23 protein-coding genes and 1 tRNA gene are annotated in these 19,886 nt (G+C 57.4%); 7 read left to right on the top strand and 17 right to left on the bottom strand.

Annotation, left to right across the window (positions count from 1 at the left end; translation table 11 throughout):
* Positions 1-4: 4 nt before the first annotated feature.
* From rpmA to rplU, 3 genes are read right to left on the bottom strand one after another with little or no spacing between them, the layout of a single operon-like run.
* Positions 5-298 carry a 50S ribosomal protein L27 gene (gene rpmA / locus JUF21_RS08740; protein WP_054663471.1) on the bottom strand — a complete coding sequence of 98 codons (294 nt, stop codon included), beginning with the start codon at positions 296-298 and terminating at the stop codon, positions 5-7.
* A gap of 22 nt (positions 299-320) precedes the next feature.
* Positions 321-662, bottom strand: coding sequence for a ribosomal-processing cysteine protease Prp (locus JUF21_RS08735; protein WP_125756325.1), 342 nt, complete (start codon positions 660-662; stop codon positions 321-323).
* Between the two features lie 12 nt (positions 663-674).
* Positions 675-986, bottom strand: coding sequence for a 50S ribosomal protein L21 (rplU, locus tag JUF21_RS08730; protein ID WP_203624381.1), 312 nt, complete (start codon positions 984-986; stop codon positions 675-677).
* A gap of 253 nt (positions 987-1,239) precedes the next feature.
* Here rplU and JUF21_RS08725 point away from each other — a divergent pair, with 253 nt between their 5' ends.
* Positions 1,240-1,488, top strand: a complete 249-nt coding sequence (locus JUF21_RS08725; protein ID WP_203624382.1) for a hypothetical protein — start codon at positions 1,240-1,242, stop codon at positions 1,486-1,488.
* Positions 1,489-1,583: 95 nt separating this feature from the next.
* On the opposite strand, the gene JUF21_RS12045 is transcribed toward JUF21_RS08725, so the two are convergent.
* A complete protein-coding gene (locus JUF21_RS12045; RefSeq protein ID WP_255533311.1) occupies positions 1,584-1,706 on the bottom strand; it encodes a hypothetical protein in 123 nt (40 codons plus the stop codon).
* A gap of 214 nt (positions 1,707-1,920) precedes the next feature.
* On the opposite strand from JUF21_RS12045, the gene JUF21_RS08720 reads away from it, so the two are divergent.
* The 3 genes from JUF21_RS08720 to JUF21_RS08710 all read left to right on the top strand — a co-directional run bounded on the left by JUF21_RS08720 (position 1,921) and on the right by JUF21_RS08710 (position 3,118).
* Positions 1,921-2,379, top strand: coding sequence for a hypothetical protein (locus JUF21_RS08720; RefSeq protein WP_203624383.1), 459 nt, complete (start codon positions 1,921-1,923; stop codon positions 2,377-2,379).
* Positions 2,363-2,677: an SHOCT domain-containing protein gene (locus JUF21_RS08715; protein WP_239061384.1), complete on the top strand. Its 315-nt coding sequence runs from the start codon at positions 2,363-2,365 to the stop codon at positions 2,675-2,677. Before JUF21_RS08720 ends, JUF21_RS08715 begins: the two co-directional genes overlap by 17 nt.
* Positions 2,678-2,740: 63 nt before the next feature.
* A complete protein-coding gene (locus JUF21_RS08710) occupies positions 2,741-3,118 on the top strand; it encodes a helix-turn-helix transcriptional regulator (RefSeq protein WP_203624385.1) in 378 nt (125 codons plus the stop codon).
* A 35-nt stretch (positions 3,119-3,153) separates the two neighbouring features.
* On the opposite strand, the gene JUF21_RS08705 is transcribed toward JUF21_RS08710, so the two are convergent.
* Positions 3,154-3,227, bottom strand: a tRNA-Arg gene (locus JUF21_RS08705).
* A gap of 117 nt (positions 3,228-3,344) precedes the next feature.
* On the opposite strand from JUF21_RS08705, the gene JUF21_RS08700 reads away from it, so the two are divergent.
* Positions 3,345-5,735, top strand: coding sequence for a Xaa-Pro dipeptidyl-peptidase (locus tag JUF21_RS08700; protein ID WP_203624386.1), 2,391 nt, complete (start codon positions 3,345-3,347; stop codon positions 5,733-5,735).
* A 250-nt stretch (positions 5,736-5,985) separates the two neighbouring features.
* Here JUF21_RS08700 and glnA read toward each other — a convergent pair whose 3' ends face one another.
* The 3 genes from glnA to miaA form a co-directional block, all read right to left on the bottom strand.
* The gene (gene glnA / locus JUF21_RS08695; RefSeq protein ID WP_125756338.1) at positions 5,986-7,326 is read right to left on the bottom strand and encodes a type I glutamate--ammonia ligase; all 1,341 of its coding nucleotides are present in this window, start codon (positions 7,324-7,326) and stop codon (positions 5,986-5,988) included.
* A 22-nt stretch (positions 7,327-7,348) separates the two neighbouring features.
* The gene (locus JUF21_RS08690) at positions 7,349-7,714 is read right to left on the bottom strand and encodes a MerR family transcriptional regulator (RefSeq protein ID WP_203624387.1); all 366 of its coding nucleotides are present in this window, start codon (positions 7,712-7,714) and stop codon (positions 7,349-7,351) included.
* Positions 7,715-7,818: 104 nt separating this feature from the next.
* Entirely contained in the window at positions 7,819-8,757 is a 939-nt protein-coding gene (miaA, locus tag JUF21_RS08685; protein WP_203624388.1) for a tRNA (adenosine(37)-N6)-dimethylallyltransferase MiaA, read from the bottom strand.
* A gap of 54 nt (positions 8,758-8,811) precedes the next feature.
* On the opposite strand from miaA, the gene JUF21_RS08680 reads away from it, so the two are divergent.
* Positions 8,812-8,991, top strand: coding sequence for a DUF3042 family protein (locus tag JUF21_RS08680; RefSeq protein ID WP_056989194.1), 180 nt, complete (start codon positions 8,812-8,814; stop codon positions 8,989-8,991).
* A 37-nt stretch (positions 8,992-9,028) separates the two neighbouring features.
* On the opposite strand, the gene JUF21_RS08675 is transcribed toward JUF21_RS08680, so the two are convergent.
* The 5 genes from JUF21_RS08675 to JUF21_RS08655 all read right to left on the bottom strand — a co-directional run bounded on the left by JUF21_RS08675 (position 9,029) and on the right by JUF21_RS08655 (position 13,684).
* Positions 9,029-9,439, bottom strand: a complete 411-nt coding sequence (locus JUF21_RS08675) for a rhodanese-like domain-containing protein (RefSeq protein WP_203624389.1) — start codon at positions 9,437-9,439, stop codon at positions 9,029-9,031.
* Positions 9,440-9,548: 109 nt separating this feature from the next.
* Positions 9,549-10,508, bottom strand: coding sequence for an ROK family glucokinase (locus JUF21_RS08670; protein ID WP_203624390.1), 960 nt, complete (start codon positions 10,506-10,508; stop codon positions 9,549-9,551).
* Positions 10,501-10,734: a YqgQ family protein gene (locus JUF21_RS08665; protein WP_125756348.1), complete on the bottom strand. Its 234-nt coding sequence runs from the start codon at positions 10,732-10,734 to the stop codon at positions 10,501-10,503. The genes JUF21_RS08670 and JUF21_RS08665 overlap by 8 nt, the downstream gene beginning before the upstream one ends.
* The gene (locus JUF21_RS08660; RefSeq protein WP_374706448.1) at positions 10,731-11,411 is read right to left on the bottom strand and encodes a rhomboid family intramembrane serine protease; all 681 of its coding nucleotides are present in this window, start codon (positions 11,409-11,411) and stop codon (positions 10,731-10,733) included. The genes JUF21_RS08665 and JUF21_RS08660 overlap by 4 nt, the downstream gene beginning before the upstream one ends.
* 158 nt (positions 11,412-11,569) lie before the next feature.
* Positions 11,570-13,684, bottom strand: coding sequence for a penicillin-binding protein 2 (locus JUF21_RS08655; RefSeq protein WP_203624391.1), 2,115 nt, complete (start codon positions 13,682-13,684; stop codon positions 11,570-11,572).
* Positions 13,685-13,837: 153 nt separating this feature from the next.
* Between JUF21_RS08655 and JUF21_RS08650 the strand changes: the two genes are divergently transcribed.
* Positions 13,838-16,468 (top strand): YfhO family protein, encoded by a 2,631-nt coding sequence (locus JUF21_RS08650; protein WP_203664025.1) that lies wholly within the window; start codon positions 13,838-13,840, stop codon positions 16,466-16,468.
* A gap of 60 nt (positions 16,469-16,528) precedes the next feature.
* Here JUF21_RS08650 and JUF21_RS08645 read toward each other — a convergent pair whose 3' ends face one another.
* The 4 genes from JUF21_RS08645 to greA form a co-directional block, all read right to left on the bottom strand.
* Positions 16,529-17,182 carry a response regulator transcription factor gene (locus JUF21_RS08645; protein WP_203624393.1) on the bottom strand — a complete coding sequence of 218 codons (654 nt, stop codon included), beginning with the start codon at positions 17,180-17,182 and terminating at the stop codon, positions 16,529-16,531.
* On the bottom strand, positions 17,175-18,239 hold the full coding sequence (locus JUF21_RS08640) for a sensor histidine kinase (RefSeq protein WP_203624394.1): 1,065 nt from the start codon (positions 18,237-18,239) through the stop codon (positions 17,175-17,177). The genes JUF21_RS08645 and JUF21_RS08640 overlap by 8 nt, the downstream gene beginning before the upstream one ends.
* On the bottom strand, positions 18,236-18,946 hold the full coding sequence (gene liaF / locus JUF21_RS08635) for a cell wall-active antibiotics response protein LiaF (protein WP_239061439.1): 711 nt from the start codon (positions 18,944-18,946) through the stop codon (positions 18,236-18,238). The genes JUF21_RS08640 and liaF overlap by 4 nt, the downstream gene beginning before the upstream one ends.
* Before the next feature lie 420 nt (positions 18,947-19,366).
* On the bottom strand, positions 19,367-19,843 hold the full coding sequence (greA, locus tag JUF21_RS08630; protein ID WP_125756360.1) for a transcription elongation factor GreA: 477 nt from the start codon (positions 19,841-19,843) through the stop codon (positions 19,367-19,369).
* Positions 19,844-19,886: the final 43 nt, after the last annotated feature.

The following is a 19,886-nucleotide window of genomic DNA, read 5'->3' as shown; positions in this document are numbered from 1 at the left end:
TTGATTATTCAGCTTTTGCTTCTGCTGGATAAACGGATACTTGCTTCTTGTCGCGGCCAAGGCGTTCGAACTTAACAACGCCATCAGCTGTTGCAAAGAGCGTATCGTCGCCGCCACGGCCGACGTTTACACCTGGGTGGATCTTGGTGCCGCGCTGGCGGTACAAGATGTTCCCAGCCAAAACGAATTGGCCATCAGCGCGCTTGCTGCCAAGACGCCGACCTGCAGAGTTACGGCCGTTAGAAGTCGAGCCGCCCCCCTTATGGTGAGAGAAGAACTGAAGATTCATTTTCAACATTGTGTACACCTCCGAAATTGAATTAGGCTGTTTTGGTTGAAATCGAGAGATAATCGCCGTAGCTTTCTTGGATGCTTTGCAGGGACAGCAGCAAATTCTCTAGGAGAATCTGTGCGATGTGCGCCTGCTCCCCATCCTGGGGTTGATCCAAGGTCAGTTCCAAGTGGCCGCCGTTGACTTCATCAGCCTTGACGTTGGGTTCAAACCCAGCCAAGGCCTCAATGCCGTTGACGGCGCCGATCGAGACTGCAGAGACCGCTGCGCAGACAATGTCATGGCCATATTCCCCTGAGTCGGCATGGCCGGTCAGGTTAAAATGAACAATGTCACCACTGGCATCCCGCTGAAAGCGTGCTTTGATCATGCGTTCACCTCATTAGGCGTTAATCGCGTCGATAACAACCTTTGTGTATGGCTGACGGTGACCCTTTTTCTGGTGTTGATGCTTCTTAGGCTTGTACTTGTAGGTAACAACCTTCTTTTCGCGCCCTTGCTTCTCAACTTTACCAGTAACGGTGGCACCAGCAATCGTTGGCGTGCCGATTTTGGCATCGCCCTCACCGCCGACCAAGATCACCTGGTCAAACGTGACAGTTGCGCCTTCTTCAACATCGAGCTTTTCGACGTAAAGTGCTTCCCCGACTTCGGCTTTGTACTGCTTGCCGCCGGTTTTGATAATTGCGTACATCTTGTGCACCTCCTGTTGCCCGTAGGCTTTTTCCCCTGAGGACTCGCCAAGCCAGGTGCTAGGCTTTGATACCTGACGTTGTGCGGTTGCAGATGAGGGGTGACAAATACAACGTAACGAGTTTATCAGATTAAACCCCTTGACGCAAGCAGAATCTGCGGCTTTGTCAAGGAAAAATCCTTGCCACTTGCGATGAAAGATGATTGTTGCCGACTGGCCGCTCGACTATACTGGTCTCAAGGAGTGTGGCGCTATGACGATTACCCTGAACATCCTCATTTTTCTCATCACCGGCGGGCTGCTCGCGACCACCCTCGCGCGGCTGAAGCAGCCGGTTGACTACGTGGTGACCGGGCTGGTCGCCCTGATCCTGCTGCTTCTCGCCAGCAAGTTCTTCGGCTGGGGCTGGTTTACCATTCTCTACCTGCTCTGGATGGTCGCCATCGTTGCCGGCTTGCTGGTATTGCGAACCTACCTGCGGGCAGAGAAAAAGGCCCGCTAAATGCGCGGACCCGCCCCTGCCAAGGACCTTAAGTATAGCATGATCCCGCAGGCAAAAAAATAACCCGAGACAATTTTGTCTCAGGTTAAGCTTGATTACCGATTAAGTTGCGCAACGGCTTGCTCGATCGTGGCACCGCGGCCAATGTGGTTTTGGTTGCTTGGGTCGATGGCAATGAACTGCTGCGTCTGGGTATCTAACTGAATCCGATATTTCATATATATTACCTCCATTCGTATCGCACATGAATGGGTTGTTTCAATTGCGACTGTCTATTACTTTACTATATTTATGTAAGCATGTCAAGCGCTGTCATTTTTAGTACGACAAAATCAGTCTTAAGTCTGAGAAGAGAATACTTTGGTGAAAACGCGTGTCTATCACCCATCGTTGTGCGAAGATATAATTATCATACCGAAACCGAGGTTGACTATGGAAACAAAACGCACTGCTAAAAAATTTGTCGATGTTCGCGGCGCCATCATCACCGGTGTCGTCGTCTTGATCCTCGGCGGGCTGTTGTTTGTCGCCCACCAGTGGCTCTGGGGGGCCCTCACCCTGGTGCTCGGCGGGTGGGTTAGCTGGCACATCCTGACGCACATCCCCACCAAGGACGGTCACCCCACCAACCGCTCGGACATCTCCCGGGCAGAAACAGATAACCACTTCCAGCCGCTGGACTGGGAACCGGTCAAGTCCGCACAGGACGCTGAAGCGCTGCTGACCAGCAAGCTGGGCGACCAGGACTGGCATACAGTCAGCGGCACCGTCGCGATTTCGGCGCCGATCCAGTTCGTCGTGGCAGCTTCTGACGGCACCACGAAAATCGTGACGGCGGCCGGGCAGATCATCGCCGATGACGGGAGTGATACCAATGAAGAAGGAAAATAAATTGGGCTGCGGCGGCGCCATCGTCCTGATTATTCTGTTCTCGTTTCTGGTTACCTACTGGTACGTGTTCGTGGCCATCGGCCTGATCGGGTTTGCCGTGTGGTACTACTATCACCGCAAGCAAACCGAAGCAAAGGCGGCGGCCGAGGCTAAGGCCAAGCAAGAACAAGCCGAGGCAGACGTCGCCGATCGGATCAGGCAGTTCAAGCAGCTGCTGGACGAAGGCGCCATCACCCAAGAAGAATTTGACCGCCAAAAAGCCAAGATCCTGGGCGAGCACGACGATTTGAACTTTTAGCGCATGACCTGTCGCCTACTGGGCGGCTTTTTTCTTTTCAAAGCTTCAAGGAGGCTTTTGACAATGGCACGTCATCCGGAAACGCCACAAGAAATGGCAAATAAGGCAATCATCAGCAAGCACCTCAACGCCTTGCTGCTGGCCCGAGGCACGACCCAGGCCAAGGTCAGCGACGCGACGCACATCCCTCGCAGCACCCTGACCGGCTACTTCAAAGGCACCACGACCCCGAGCGCGGTCAACGCCAGCAAGCTCGCCGCCTTTTTCGACGTGTCTCGCGACCAGATCGATCCGCGCTACGGTACGCCGGCCGGCGTTGGCGTCGTCGATTTGGCGGCTGACACCAACACCATTTTGTATCAAGGCAAGCCCTTGTCGCACCGCGAGCTGCTCCTGATCCGCCATACGCTAGACATAGCCAGACACAGCCAACCACATTAAAATAGCCGCATTCCTCGTTTGGAATGCAGCTTTGCTGTGCCAGCCGGGATTCGAACCCGGGACAAATGGTTTAGAAGACCATTGCTCTATCCAACTGAGCTACTGGCACATTGAACCTGTTTATTATACGGATGCGCCGCTGGCCCTGTCAACGCGCCCCGGCTTGAATGACAGGCGCCGCTCGGCTACACTGGTGCTATTAATGAAAAAGAAATGAGGAATCAATTTGAAACTCAACCAAAACGGCCGGATTCAAGCCGACCATGCCACTCAGCTCAAGGAACTGCAGGCCATCGGCTTTGCCCCTGACCTGGTGCAATCGCTGGCAGACGCTGCCAACGGCGCCTTTCGCAAACTTTTCCCAGAAGCTTTTAGTGAAACTGCCAAACAGCAAGCCTTAGCCGCCATCGCGGTAACCGACTCCCAGGACCTGGCACAGCTGCTGGCCAGCAAACCAAACCAGATTTCTCGCACCGACTTTTACGCTGTCGCCCTTCAGCTCCTGGGCTTTGAGGCAGGCACTGATTACCAGCTGAAAGATAGCCTCGCATTCATGGCTGAGACCAAACTGCCCGTAGTCGCCAGTGACATCACCACCACCGCTGACTTCTGGGCTGCCTTGTACCTGCTGCTGTGCACCCGCACCAAACACCTGGTGACGCTGATCGACGCGCTGGCCGCACGGGGCTTTTACCGCGATTTTCAGACTGGCAAGGCCACGCCCGAGTTCCTGTTCTTCAATGGTAAAGCGCAGGACGTATTTGACGCCCGCAAAGTATACCGCGAGGTGGTCTGGGTCGAATCCGACATGGACACCGACCACGACGGCAAGCGCGACATGCTGGAAACCACGATTTTTCGGCCGAAGGAAACTGACCAAGGGGTCAAAATGCCTGTATTATTTACCGCTAACCCCTACTTTCACGGCACCAACGATGTCGACTGGATCACCCACAAACCGGATCCTAAGCTGGCGGTGAAGACGCATTCCTACACCAAGGATGAAGTCACGTACCAGCCGGTGGCCCTCGCCGAGCTGCCGCACCAGCAAGTGAACGGTGAAAGCAAAACCGCCGAGGTCTACTCCGACCAAGGCGGCAGTTACATGTTCAATGACTACATGCTGGGCCGCGGCTTTGTCACTGTTTACTCTGGCGGGGTCGGTACGCGCGGCTCCGACGGCATGCGGTCGACCGGTGGCACCAGCGAGACCGACTCAGCCGTGGCCGTCATCCAGTGGCTCACCGGCAAGCGCCGTGCCTTCACGAACCGCACCGACGGTATCGAGATCAAGGCCTGGTGGTGCAATGGCAAAGTCGCGATGACCGGCAAGTCCTACCTGGGCACCCTGTCGATTGCGGCCGCGACCAGCGGCGTTGAGGGGCTCAAGACGGTCATCTCCGAATCCGCCATTTCCAGCTGGTACGACTACTACCGCGAAAACGGCCTGGTGGTCGCGCCCGGAGGGTTCCAAGGCGAAGATGCCGATGTTTTGGCCGTGGACACCTTTTCCCGGCAAAAGCAGGCCGGCGATCTGCTTAAAATCAAGGCAGAGTGGGACAAGACCCTGGCGGCCATCACGAAGGATCAGGACCGTGAATTCGGCGACTACACCAAATGGTGGGACGAACGCAACTACCGCAACAATCTGAAAAACATCAAGGCTGACGTCATCATCGAACACGGCCTGAACGACTGGAACGTCAAGCCAGCCAACGCGATTCGGTACTGGAACGGCATCCAGGACCTGCCCATCAACAAGAAGCTGTTTCTTCATCAAGGTCAGCACACTTACCTCGACAACATTCGCTCGCTGGATTTTGCCGACCAGCTGAACCTGTGGCTGTCCTACGAGCTGCTTGACGTTGATAACGGCGCCCCTTCAGCCCTGCCAAACGTCACGGTTCAAGACAACGTGGCACCCGAGACCTGGCACACCTACGACGAATTCGGCACCGCAGATGCGAAGCACGAAGACAAAACTTACAACCTGCAAGACAACATGGCCAGCAAGCGCGCCGGGTTCCCGGACAACGCCACCGCGATTTTCAATGAGGATAAGGAAGACTCAGACGGCTTTGAGGCTGAGATCATTAAGCCAGACTCTAAGTACAACGGTGCGCGGCTCTGGCTGGACCTGCCGGCCGACACTCACGATGTCACGCTTGAAGGCGTCCCGCATCTGAAACTGCGCCTGTGGATCGATCAGCCGACCGCGATTTTGTCCGCGCGGCTGGTCGACGTCGGTGAAGCCAAGCGCTTCGCCCCTGTAGCCGGGGTCGTTGATCCCGCTGGTTGGGACCTGGGCTACGACTACAAGGCCGTCAGCATCCAGGAGTTCAAGCCGGCCAAGGAAACGGATAGCAAACTGGTCTCCTTCGGCCACGTCAACGTTCAAAACCAACAGAACGCTTACGAGAACGTCCCGGTTAAGCCGGGTGAACCATTCACCGTAGACTTCGATTTGCAGCCGACTCACCTGCATCTGCCAGCCGGCCGCCACCTCGCCCTGATCATCCATGGTGCCGATATGGCCCAGACCCAGCGCACGGAAACGGTGGTCAACTTCCACATCGATCTGGCAAACAGCACGCTGACACTGCGGTACCGGAAGTAATACAAAAGCAGACCCAGCTGAGAATTTTCTCAGCTGGGTCTGTTTTTATTCATGGAAAGATTTTGGGCGGGGTACCTAATCGGGCCCCGGGTTCGCAGCTAACGCATGTCAGCCTGTAACTCGCTGCGCTCGGACAGGCTGATCAACGGGGGAGCAGCTAGCTACGCTGAAGGCCTCCCCGCCAAAAACCAGCGGTAATGCCTTCAGCTAGGCTACCTGTCCCCCTAAAGCCGCGAACCCTGCGCACCTTTTAGTACAGCTCCAAATATTGATCCCGTTCCCATTCGGAAACGCTCTGGCGGTAAGCTGCCCATTCGAGATCCTTGGAATCCACGAAGCTGTGGTACAAGTGGTCGCCTAAAGCACCACTGACGATTGGGTCGGCTTCCAGCGCCTTCAGTGCGTTGTGCAAGGTAGACGGCAAGTCTTGGATGTGGTTGGCCTTGCGCTCGGTGTCCTGCATCTTGTAGATGTTGCGATCGACCGCTTCCTCTGGATCAAGCTGGTTGCGCACGCCGTCGAGGCCGGCCTCGAGGACCGCCGCGATGGCCAAGTATGGGTTGGCAGTCGCATCAACCGAGCGCATCTCCAGGCGCGTCCCGAGCTTGCGGGACTGTGGCACGCGGATCAGCGGGCTGCGGTTGGTGCCGGACCAGGCGATGTAAACCGGGGCTTCAAAGCCTGGGACCAAACGCTTGTAGGAGTTGACCGTCGGGTTGTTGATGGCGGTCAAGCCGCGGGCATGGGCCAAGAGACCCGCCAAGAAGTGCATCGCGGTGCTTGAAAGCTGATCATCCGTGCTGGCGTCGTAAAAGGCGTTGCCGTCCTTGTCGAACAGGGACATGTTGATATGCATCCCCGACCCGTTGATGCCGTGGATTGGTTTTGGCATGAAGGTCGCGTACAGGCCGTGCTTGCGGGCAATGGTCTTCACGACCAGCTTGAAGGTTTGGATGTTATCGGCGGCGTCCACCGCATCGGCGTACTTGAAGTCGATTTCGTGCTGGCCAGGCGCAACTTCGTGGTGAGAGGCCTCAACTTCAAAGTTCATCTTTTCCAGTTCGAGCACAATGTCGCGGCGGCAATTTTCGCCCATGTCCAGCGGCGCAAAGTCGAAGTAGGACCCCTTGTCGTTAAGCTTCAGGGACGGGTCCCCGTTTTCATCCAGCTTGAAGAGGAAAAATTCCGGCTCTGGGCCGATGTTGAAGGCGGTGTAGCCGGCCTTGTGGGCGTCTTCCATCACGCGAATCAAGTTGTTGCGCGGATCGCCCATGAACGGCTTGCCGTCCGGCGTGTGGACACTGCAGATCAGCCGGGCGATCTTGCCGCCGTCGTTTTCCCACGGAAAAAGCAGCCAGGTGTCCAGGTCCGGGTACAGCAGCATATCCGATTCCTCGATGCGGACAAAGCCGTCGATCGAGCTGCCGTCGAAGGTGATTTTGTTGGCCAAGACCTTCTCCAGCTGGGAGACCGGCACTTCGACATTCTTGTTGATGCCGTTAATGTCGGTAAACATCAGGCGCAAAAATTCAACGTTTTGATCCTTAACACTCTGCCGGATCATGTCGGCAGTAATCGGTTCTTTAGCCATGAGCCACTCCTTTGCGTTTATCCTACAGTCTGAACCCAAATCCCTGCGTTGGACTATCCCCACGCGGGTTCAGCCGTCCCTGATTCAACAACTCCGAGCGAAGCGCCGCCCGGACTTCCTCGTCGGAAAGCTTTGTCTTCGGCTTTGGCTGCTTTTGGGCATCCCTCAGCTCGGCCAACGAAAACCCTGCCGCCAGCTGACTGTGGATCTCAACCAAGTCGTCAACGTCCTTCAAGGAGTACATGCGGTGATTACCAGGCGTGCGAAGCGGATGCAGCAACCCCTGCGCCTCGTAATAACGGATCTGCCGCGCCGTGAGGTCGGTGAGCGCGATCACTGTGCTGATCGGCAGCACCGCCCGCGTGCGAATATCACTGAGTTCCGGCATGGCAGTCCCTCCTTCACGCAGACAACCATACCAATAGACGAAAAAGGCGTCAACTGTTGATGTCAGATAACCTGACAAACAAATAAATTTTTATCTTCAAAGGCCTAGCTTAACCAGTTTGCGACCAAGGTATCGGCCTCCCGCAGCCCCTGGTCGGGCTCTGCAATCAGGTCCAACCAGTGCGTCGGCAGCTGGTGGCGAAAATACGTCAACTGGCGCTTGGCGTAATGCCGCGAATTCTTTTTGATCAGCGCGATTGTGTCTGCTAGGCTCGCCGCCCCGGCAAAATACGGCAGCCACTCCTTATAGCCAATGGCTTTGAGCGCCTGCGCATCCGACGCGCTGGTTTGAAGCACCCGCCGCACCTCGGCTTCAAGCCCTTCTGCCACCATCTGGTCGACCCGCTGATCGATGCGAGCGTAAAGCACGGCGCGGTCGGTCGTCAGGCCAAGCACCAGCGCGTCAAAAGCAGGCTCTGGAATAATCTGCGCAGAAAACTTGTGCCCGGTGGTTTCGATCACCTCGAGCGCCCGGATCACCCGCCGGCTGTTGCCCACCGGGATTTTGCGCGCGGCCTCAGGGTCTTGCGCGTTCAGCTGCGCCCACAGCCAGTCCTCGCCGCGGTCAGCCAAGGCCTGCTGCCACTTGCTGCGGGCGGGGCTTTCGGCGTGCTCCCCCAGCGGCAGCGCCAGGCGCAGCGCATTGAGGTAAAAGCCGGTGCCGCCAACGATGATCGGCAGCTTGCCGCGCCCTTTGATGTCGGCAATCGCCGCCTCTGCCCTTTTTTGAAATTGCGCGGCGGAAAACGGCTCGCCAGGCGCCACGATGTCAATGAGGTGATGCGGCACGCCTTCCATATCTTCCGGCGTGACCTTGGCGGTGCCAATGTCCATCCCTCGATAAATCTGAAAGGCGTCCCCGTTGATCACTTCGCCGTTAAACTGTTGGGCCAGTCTCACGCCGAGTGCACTTTTACCGGTGGCAGTCGGGCCGCCGATCATCAACACTTGAGTTTTCAATGGATTTTGCTCACTTTCTGTCATGTCATCTAGTATAATGAAATTAGCACCTAAAGTTCCAGAGAGGGAGGGATTTTCGTGAAGCACAAATTTTTGAAGGGGTTCCTGGTTGGCGTCGTCGCTTCGGCCGGCGCAGTGGCCAGCTCCGTGTTTGCATTCAAGAAGTCTTACATCGAGCCCGTAGAAACCAAAGTCGACGAGATCAATGAGAATCGGCGCAAGGCCAACCGCAAGCAGCACGCATCACACCAAGGCTAAGCACAATAAAACCCCTGCCAAAGCGCAGGGGTTTTATTTAGTCTTCAAATTCTTTGGCTTTTTTCGTTTTACCAGACCAGTTATCGTAGCCGCCCTTGAGGAAGTACAGGTGCTCGAACCCGGCCTTTTTCATGCGGCGCGCCGCCTTGACGGAAACGGCGCCAGTCAGATCGTACATGTAAACCGGCAGGTCCTTGCGCAGCTCGATCATCCGCTGCTTCAGCTGGGTGTACGGCAGGTCCCGTGCGCCCAGAATGTGGCCGGCGTCAAAGTCCTTTTTTTCACGCAGGTCAATGATCTGCGCCTTGCGCATGTTCTGCTCAAACTCTTCCGGCGTGATCTCGCCGCCGACTGACTTCAGGCGCGATTTCTGCCACTGTGTCAGCAGCCAATTTGCCGCCCAGACCAAAAGGCCCAGACCAATCAACACCAGCAAAAAATTCCCCATAACCAAAAACGTCCTTTCAATCGCCGTCTGCAGGCGGCACAAGTTAATTCTAGTGTATCACAAAAGCCTCAGGTATAGACCCGAGGCCGAAGGTTTTGCGTAAATTGTCCTATGGGCGCGCCAGACTGGCCGCACCGACCACGCCGGCCGTGTTGCCCAGCGTTGCCAGGCGCAGGTGGGTCGTGTTGCGGACGTTCGGGAACGTGAACTGGTCGAAGTACTTCTGCACCCGCGTGAGCAGGAAGTCGCCGGCTGCGGAAACGCCGCCGCCGATCAGCAGGTACTCTGGGTTCAGCACGTTGCCCAGGTTGCCCAGGCCAAGCCCCAGGTAGTAGCAAACCTTGTCAACAATCATCAGCGCCAGCTTGTCACCGGCCTGTGCGCAGTCGAAGACGATCTTGGAGGAAATGTCATCCCCGTCGTCGAGAATCTGCTTCAGCTTGGAGTCCCCGGCGTATTCTTCTGCCATGTCGCGGGCCACGTGCACGATACCCGTGGCCGACGCAACGGTTTCCAGGCAGCCGCGCTTGCCGCAGGTGCACATGTAGCCGTTCGGCTCAACGGTGACGTGGCCGACCTCACCGGCCGACCCCGCCACGCCGTGCAGCAGAATGCCGTCAGAGACAATGCCGGCGCCGATTCCGGTGCCCAAAGCAACCAGCGTGACGTTATCCGACTTGTCGCCGGCGCCCTTCCACTGCTCGCCCATCGCGGCGACGTTGACGTCGTTGTCGATGGCAAACGGGATGCCAGTGGCGGCTTCAATCTCGCGCTTCGGGTACTGCATGGTCTTCCAGTTCAGGTTGTAGGCGCCAATGACGGTGCCCTGGACCGAGTCGACTGTGCCCGGGGTCCCCATGCCGATGCCAACAAAATCATCGGCTGTCATATTGTACAGTTTCAGGTGATCTTGAATCGAGGCAATAATGTCCGGGATAATGTGACTACCCTCGTCCAGAATGTTGGTGTCAATGCTCCAGCGCTGCTGGATCTCGCCGTCCTCGGTGAGAATTGCGAACTTGCAGGTCGTACCGCCAAGGTCGACCCCCATCAATTTTTTGTCAGCCATTGCTTTTTCCTCCATCATCATTAATCAAGGGATGCTTTTCTTCCTGTTCGTGCTCGTGGCGCAAAATGATCTTGGCCGACGCATAGGTGCGGTCATCGATCAGGCTTGATTCGTGCAGGCGGTCCACTTCCACGGCGGCCAGCTCAATGTCCCAGAGCCGCTTACCGACGTGAATGTAAGTCCCGTAACGCTTAAGCAGTTGCAGTACATCGTAGAAAGTCTTCATAGCGCACTTCCAAAGGCGAAAATCAGCAGTGCCGCGCTGGCCGCGACCAGTGCGAACAGCGACCCGACTCGGCGCGGCATCGAGGTTTCCCCAAGGTTCGGGGCCCCCAGCGCGTAGGCGATCAGGAAGCCGCCGATGAAGCCGCCGATGTGACCGTAAATATCGACGCCGGTCATAAACAGATCGAAGACAATGTTCAGCGCCGCCAGCATCACGAACTGCCGCGAAATCGCGCGGATCCCGGCATTGTCGCGGTACCCGTCGTAAAGCATCAGATAGGCGCCCATCATGCCAAACAGCGCCGTCGACGCCCCTGCCGCCAGCCCCGTGGGGTTGAACGCCGCACTGGCGAGGTTACCGGTGAAGCCGGACACCAGATACAGCACTAAGAACCGCCAGTGCCCAAAAATCCGCTCGGTCAGACTGCCCAGGTAAAACAGCGTGACGCCGTTGACCAGAATGTGCATGAGCCCGATGTGAACAAAAATCGGCGTGATCAGCCGCCACCATTGGCCGGCCTCGATCAGCGGATTCCACCGCGCACCAAAGCGCACCAGCACGTAATTGTTCGTGGACCCGCCGTTCACGGTTTCAAGCAGGAACACCAACACCGTCAGGGCAAACAGTACGTACGTCATATACGGCTGATTCTTCAATCGTCTAAGTGAATATTGCAACCGCTTGGCTCCTTCCTGAGACTTCAGACAACAAACCGGCACCGGGTGGACCCGCTGCCGGCTGCCACAAGTGACCAGGGAAAAACGCTCCCAAGCTCACTAAATAGTTTAGCATCTTTGCCTGGCTTTTCCTAGCCAAGGCGCGGTGAACCCGGTCATTAACCGGGATTGGCGGCCTTTTGGTTATAGTTCTTCTCCGCCGGCACCTTGTACAGATCGTAGTAGTCCTGGAACATCAGCTTGGCGATGTCGTACGCGTAACTGGACATCTTCCCCAGGTTAGGGACGACGACCGCGACGGCGACTTGCGGATTCTTCGCGGGCGCGTAGCCGATGAAGCTCTGCGTGATGGCCTCGATCGGCTCACCATTGGGATTGGTCGGATTCGGCGTGAAGGTCTGCGCGGTCCCGGTCTTGCCGGCAACGCCCGGATTCAGGGAGCCCAGCGCCGTCCCGGTCGCGTAACCGGAGGTCCCATGAACGACCTGCCACATGCCCTGCTTGACCAAATTGATCTGGTCCTGGGTGTTCTTGACCTTAGACAGGACAGTCGGGGTGGTGGTGTCGAGCACTGGGCCTTCGCTGCCGTTGCTGAGGGTCTGGCTGACGCTCTTGACGATGTACGGCTTCATCCGGTACCCGTTGTTGGCCAGCGTGCTGACGTACTGAATCGCCTGGATCAGCGTGTAAGTATCAAAGTTCCCGTAGGATAAGTCCAGTGCCGAACCCACTTGGAACAGCCCGTCCATGGTCGTGGGCCCTTCCTGGCCGCTGATCTCTCCTGGCAGGTCGATGCCGGTTTTCTGACCAAGGCCGAACTGATTAAAGTACCCACGCATCTTGGTGAAGATGTCCTTGTCCATGAACAAATGAGAATTAGGTGCGTAATTAGCGTGCCCCTCCTTCATCGCCAAGTGCATCATGTACGTGTTTGAGGACACCTCAAGGGCCTTGGTCGCGTTCAGGGAACTAAAGGTGTTGATCCCATAGTCGGATTTTTTGACCGGGGTGTTCTTCAGGTAAATGGCGGTGTCGGCCTGGGTGTTGTTGTTGACCGTGATGACGCCGTCTTGTAGCGCCCCCAGCACCATGGCCGGCTTGACGATGGACCCCATCGCAAACGAGCGGTTCAACACGCCCAGCGAGTCGCTGGTGACTTCATGCGTCTTAGCGTCTTGGTGCAGCCCCGAAATGGCGAGAATTGCGCCGGTTTTGGGATTCATCGCGACGGCGTAAGCCCCGTCGGAGACGCTGGTCATACCGGCCGACTTCGCCTGGTTGAAGACGTTTTGGACGTCGGCATCCACCTTTTGCTGGTAGGCCGAGTTGATGGTGAGGTTCAGGTTGGCGCCTTGCTCGCCCTTGAACTCGGTGGTTTGGCTGACAATGTTGTTATTGCTGCCGATGCCGACCTCAGTCCGCGACTTGGCACCCTTCAACACGTTTTCGTATTCTTTTTCCAGGTAGGACGTGCCGACGCGGTCGTTGCGCGCGTACCCGTTGGCCAAATACTCGTTGACGGTTTCGGCAGGCAAGCCGGTTTTTTCCGAGGACACGGTGCCGATGATACTCAGCATGGACTTGCCGTTCGGATACGAGCGGTCCCAGTCGGTGCCCAGGTTAATGCCCGGCATGGCCGTCAGGTGCTCGCCGACTTGCGCGACCTCGTCCTGGGTCACGTCACGGTCCTTCAGGTAAACGGTCGTCAGCTGGGCAGCACCGTTCATCTTCTTATAAAACGCCGCGGCCGTTTTCTCCCGGTCGGAGTAGTCTGGCAGGTGCTTCATCGCGTAGGCCACTTCCGCCTTGTACTGCTTGCTGGTGTCGGTCGTAGTTTGAAGCGCCTTGGGCAGCTGGGCGATCACCGCTTTTTCGTTGGTCTTATCCGCCAGGTAGTAGTCCGCGTAGTCGCGCTTGCGCATACCAGATTCATCAATGGTCACGTACTTGGCCAGCTCATCGGCGGTTTGACGCATTTTTTCCGCCGCGACGCCGACGCTTTTGGTGTAGACGATGGCGCTGTTGGCCGCATTTGCCACCAGCAGCCGCCCTTCGGAGTCATAGATCTGACCGCGCGGCACGGCAGAGGTGACCACGGCGGAATCCGTCGAGTCTACATCCGCGCGAAACTTCGACCCGTTCATGATCTGCAGGTACGCTAACTGCGCCACCAGCGCGGCCAGCAGCAGAAACACGAAGAAGAATAAAATGTTGAGCCGAGCGGGAATGTGCGAGCGCTCGCGCTTCGGCTTGGGGGTACGAATGTATTTCACGGTCTCTCTCCTTTTGTAACCCTTCAAGTGTAGCAAAAACCGACCGGCTCCGCCACGCCTTGCTGGCTTTCATGTTACTATGGAACAAGCAAATTCGTGCGCTGGAAGCCTGAATGTTTACTCTTTTGTAAGCGCGCTGGAAAGGAGCCTGCCATGCGGTTGGTTCACTGGCTCAAACACCATCCCCTCGTCTTGGCCGCGTGCGTCCCGGCCCTGATCATGGCCGGCTACTACATCGCCACCAAAGTCTGGCCATTCGGGAACAATTCGATCATGACCGTCGACATGGGGCAGCAGTACATCGATTACTACAGCTACTACCGGCAAACCCTCTTCGGTCATCCGGGGCAGTTTTTCTACGCCTTCAACAAAGCCCTGGGCGGGGATGCCCTGGGGATCTGGGCCTACTATCTGATGAGCCCCTTCAACCTGATCCTGCTGCTGTTTCCGCAAAGCGCGCTGGATCTCGCCATCACGGTGATGACCCTCGCCAAGTATGCGGCCGCCGGGGCGGCCATGGGCCTGTACGTCAAGCGCCACGGCGGCGACTGGCCATGGGTCGTGGGGTTTGCCACCGCCTACGCCCTCTCCGGCTGGGCGCTGGCCAATCAGCTCAACTTGATGTGGCTGGACGCCGCAGTGTTCCTGCCAATGATTGCACTGGGCGTGGACACTTTGATCAAAAGGCTGCGGCCGTGGCCGTTTCTGGGCTGGCTGACTTTGGCCATCATCACCAATTACTACATGGCCTACATGACCGTGCTGTTCATTGTGGGCTACTTCGGCCTGCGTCTGATTGAAGCGCGACTGTCATTGCGCCAAAGCCTGCGGGCATGCGGCCGCTTCGCTGGCGCCGGGCTCTTAGCCGGCGGGCTGTCAGCGTGGCTGCTGCTGCCGACCGTTTTCCAGCTCGGCCAAAGCAAAGGCACCTACACCGAGACCCACATTCGCTGGACGCACTTTGACACCACGCCGCTGCAACAGCTGGGCAAGTTTTTCGCCGGCTCGTTTTCCTACGGCCAAATGCCGTCGGGGCAGGCCAACATTTTCATCGGCGGCATTGCGCTAATCGGCTTTTTGCTTTACTTCTTCACCAAGGAGATCCGCTGGCAGGAAAAAGTCTACGCGTTCCTGTTCACCGCCTTCCTCGCCGTGTCGCTCAGCTGGTCGCCGCTTGACCTGCTGTGGCACGGGATGCAGTATCCGGTCTGGTACCCATACCGCTTCTCGTTCGTGGTGTGCTTCTGGATGATGGCGCTGGCCTGGCGTGCGCTGCGCCTGCGGCCAAACGGGATCACCGTGCCCCAGCTGCTGCTCAGCCTAGTGGTCTTCACCGCACTTGACCTGACGGTGTTCCTGCGCCGGGCCCAGTACCCTTACCTCACCACTAATACCATCTGGCTGACCATCATTTTGGACGCGCTGGCCCTGGTGGGGCTGGCCATGCTGTCGGACCGGCGGCCGGCTTTTGCCATTGGCGTCTGCTTGCTGATGCTGGTCGATGCCGGCAGCAATGCGGTGCTCACCTTGAACCAGCTGTCTTATATCAGCCACTCGGATTATCACACCTACACTGAAGCGCTACGCAGCGGCATCGCGGCCGCGAAGGCGCATGTCGGCGATGACGATCGCATTGGCAAAACCACCTTGCGCTCGAAAAATGACCCGATGCAGGTGGGTTACCTGGGGACCGATCAGTTCACGTCCATGATGGAACCGGCCGCCCCTAAGTTCTTCGGGGCCATCGGTCAAAGCGCCGGCGATGGGTTTGTCGCTTACACCGACGGCACAGTGATCACGGATGCTTTACTGGACCTCAAAGGGTTTATCACCCCGCGCCTCGACGCACCGCTAAGCATCTTTCTCCCCCAGGTCTCTGCCCGGCCTGACCTGTTCGACTACAATCAGGTCGCCCAAACCACCGCCTTCACGGTTTACGAGAACCCGTACGCGCCAGGGCTGGGGTTTGTCGCTTCAAACCGGATCCTGAAGACCACCCTCATGGCGTCTGAACCGGTGATCAATCAGGAGCGCATTTTGGCCGCGCTGAGCGGCGGCCAAACGGTTCCTGATTTGTTCACCGCTCAACCCCTCAGTCCGATGGCAGTCCATGGCGGCACCGTCAGTGCTAACAACGTCACCAAAAAGCCGGTGGCCAAGCAGACCACCGTCACGTACACCTTCACCGCCAGCACCACCGACCCTTACTACTTGCAAATTGGGGCTAACTTCACCGACAACTTGGTGAGCCTGACGCAAAACGGCCGCAGCGTGCCGATTTACGACACCTTCCGCGACCGCGAGCTGCTGAATGTGACCCCGAGTGCCCCAGGCAAGAAGCAGACCCTGGTCTTTACGCTGAGCAAAGACAGCGCGGACTTCGGCGATCTCCGCCTGTTCAGCTTAGACATGTCAAAAACGGCAGTGCAACTGAACGCCCTGAAAGACCAGGCCTGGCAGCTCACAAACCGCACCGACCGCGGTCTGACCGCAACGGCCACCGCCACTTCAAAGCACCAGGTCCTCATGACCTCGATTCCTTACGCGGCCGGCTGGCGAGTCAAAGTCGATGGTCAGCCGGTCAAGGTGAAAAAAGTCCTCGGCTATTTGATGGCGATCCCGCTGACCAAGGGCCAACATGACATCACCATGACCTACACCCCGCCGTACTTCTGGCCAGGGGTCCTGATCAGTTTGGTGGCGATTGGGCTGCTGCTGCTCTGGCTGCGGTTCCCGCCGCGCGGTACGCCGGTCGCCCCAGGTCGGCTCCGCTCACGCCATTAAAAATGCGTTGCTCTTCGTTTGAGCAACGCATTTTTTATCTGGTGACCCGGACTGCCCAAATCACTGATTGGCTTCCCCGTTCTGCTTGACCAGCCCGTGCTTGAACGCATAAATCGCCGCCTGGGTGCGGTCTTCAACTTCCAGCTTGGCCAGGATGTTTGACACGTGGGTCTTCACCGTTTTAAGCGTAATGAACAGCTCATCGGCAATTTCCTGATTCGACTTGCCCTGCGCGATCAGCATCAGGACCTCGCGTTCGCGGTTGGTTAGCTCATCGGCCAGCTCCGGCGCCTGCTTTTTGGTCAGGCGGTTCATCATCTTGGTGGTGACCTGCGGATCAAGCGCGGAATCCCCGGCCGCGGTCTTACGGATCGCGGCGGCGATTTCCTCCGCGGTGGCGGTTTTCAGGATGTAACTGGCCGCCCCGGCTTCGATGGCCGGATAGACTTTTTCGTCATCGATAAACGAAGTCAGGATGATGATTCGCGCCTCGGGCCAAGCCGCCAGGATCCGCTTGGTCGACTCGATGCCATCCATGTTCGGCATCACCAGGTCCATCAAAATCACGTCAGGCCGCAGCGCCAACGCCTTGTCGAGGCCCTCTTTGCCATCGGCCGCTTCGCCGACAACGGTGATGTCATCTTGCACCCCCAGGTACGTCGACACGCCCAAGCGCACCATTTCGTGGTCATCAACGATCAATACTTTAATCATGTGCTTCTTCCTTTGTTAACGGCACGCGGATCTCGACGCTCGTCCCTTGCTTGGGAAAGCTGATCACCTTCGCGGTGCCACCAATGGCCGCCGCACGCTCCGAGATGTTCGACAGCCCGTAGCTGCCGGTGGTATTTTCTGTTTTGGGATCAAAGCCGACCCCATCATCGACCACGCGCAGCACCACCGTGGCCTCGACCTGTTTCAGGTAAACCTCCAAGTGTTTGGCCTTAGCGTGGCGCAGGGTGTTCGAGAGCAGCTCCTGAACGATGCGAAACAGGTTGTCCTCACTGCCATGGGACAGGTGGATATCCTGCAAGTCCCAGGAAATCGCGATTTTGATTTTGGTCTGCAACTCCTGAAGCAGGCTGATAATGCCGTCTTTCAGGGACTTGCCGGCCAGATTGGTCGGCCGCAGGTGGAGCAGCAACGCCCGCATCTCCGACTGGGCCTCGTTGATCACGCCTTCGATGGTTTCAATCTGCTTGGCCTCTGGCGCGTCTGGGTTATCCCGGTCGACCACGCTGCGCAGCGCCGACAGCATCATCATCGCCGCAAACAACTGCTGCGAAACGGAATCGTGCAACTCGCGGGCCAGGCGGTGGCGCTCCTCGGTGAGGATCTGCTCTTTGGTCTGGCCATCCAGGACCACCGGGGTGTTGGAATACCGCTCGATTTCCTGCTGCAAGCGTATCATTTTTTGCCGCAGGGCTTCAAGCTCCGCCGCCACGTCCTGGCCGAGCGCGGCCTTCGCCTGACTTTGCCTGGCGAGTACCAGTGCGTCGGTTTGGCCGGCGACCAGCTGCGTCAAGCGGCGAGTCAGCTGCCGGTGCTGGTACTGGTCAAACGCCGACTGCAGGGTGGTGGCGATTAGGCCGATCAACACTGCGCCGGTGATCAAGTACGCAGCCAGTGGCATCCCCAGCACTTGCGTCATCAGCAGCGCCAAGAACTGTCCCCCCGCTGCGACACTCACCAGGAACACCAGCCCAAGTTCCAGCGCGGCCGTCGCCAGCGTGACCGTCGCGAAAGTCCAACTTATTTGCTTCAGCCTCATACCGACAGCACCTCCAAATCACCAATCAACACGTTGGTGAGGATGTGCACGCGGCGCTTGGCCGTGTCGTAATCATCGCTGTATTGCCGCACGGTTTGGTTATGCAGGCCACATTCGGCGCCGTCGACCGACAAGGTGCCGGCCAGCGCGGAGTGATCGACCATGACGCCGACACCGACTGGCACTAAGATGCGCGTCTTACCGATGCCTTTGCGGACCACGATTGTGGCATCGCCCTGTGGCAGCAAGGTGTTGCCCAAGTCAATAATGGTATCACCAGCCGCCACGGTGATGTTGATGTCATCCCATTCATACGTTGAGCTGCCAATCGTTTCATCACCAAACCAGGGATGGCGCGTGGTGGTGCCGCCCTTGGCAGTCGGCGCCACCACGTGAACGGCCGCGTAGTGTTTCTGCTGCCAAGGCAGCCGTCTGCCATGCTTGCCAGACAAGCCGAACAAGGCGCCGACCAGCCCCACAAACAGAATGACCCAAATCATCGGGTTGATAAAAATACCCACCGCCAGGAGGACGCCGCCAAGCAGCAGCCAGAACGTGCGCCAGAAATGACCCTTGATGCCGATCACCAAGGCAATCAGCCCGCTGGCGACGCCGATCCAACTGGCGGGATTGGTGACGATCTGGTAGCCGAGTACCATGGTCAGTGCGATTTCAATGATCCAAAATAGTTGCCATCGCCGCTTCACGCTGCCGCCTCCTCCGTTTCCTCCAGTATACCCAAAAATCGGCATGGGACCGTCCGCCCAGAGGCCGATTTTGGGAATAAAGCTTGGTTGCACCTAATTGGCCTAAAACCGTCGGTCCTGCGCACCTTGAGTAATCGGGCTCGGAACGGCAACGCCCGAGCGTCTAGCTACGCATACGCCCTCACCGGCAAAAAACGCCGGCAATGACGTATGCTAGGCTAGCCGTCGGGCTAAGTGCGCCGTTCCTCGCACCTTTGTTTAATCGGGCTACGGGTTCGCAACGGGGAAGTGGTTAGCTACGCTCGAGGCCTCGCCGCCAAAGACCAGCGGCAATGCCTCGAGCTAGGCTACCCATTCCCCTAAGTGCGCGAACCCTGCGCACCATACAAAAAAAGTGCGTCACCGCACTTGGTTTGATGATTAAGCTTCGACTTTGACGATTTTAACGTTCATCGCGCCACCCGGCGTTGCGATCGAGACGTTTTCGCCAACTTTCTTGCCAATCAGGGCCTTGGCAATTGGGCTGTCGTTTGAGATTTTGCCATTGAATGCGTCCGCCTCAGCCGCACCGACGATTTCGTAAGTTTCTTCCTCGTCGTCGCCGTCCTCCACAAAGGTGACCTTCTTGCCGAGTGAAACCTCGTCCTGAGGCACTTCGTTGGAGTCGATGATCTCGGCGTAGTGGAGCATGGTCTGAACCTGCACAATGCGGGTCTCGAGCGTCGCCTGTTCGTCCTTGGCGGCGCTGTATTCAGAGTTTTCAGACAAGTCGCCAAAGCCGCGGGCAACCTTGATGCGCTCAACCACCTTGGGGCGCTCGACGGTCTTTAACCGTTCCAGTTCGTCCTCAAGCTTTTTTTTACCTTCTGCGGTCATTGGATATGTTTTATCTGCCATAATTTTTCCTCAATTCTTTTGTCTAAGCTGATAGTAACGGATT

Source organism: Lacticaseibacillus sp. 53-4, from assembly GCF_016861805.1.
Taxonomy (GTDB): domain Bacteria; phylum Bacillota; class Bacilli; order Lactobacillales; family Lactobacillaceae; genus Lacticaseibacillus.
This window is presented reverse-complemented; position numbering and strand designations above follow the sequence as displayed.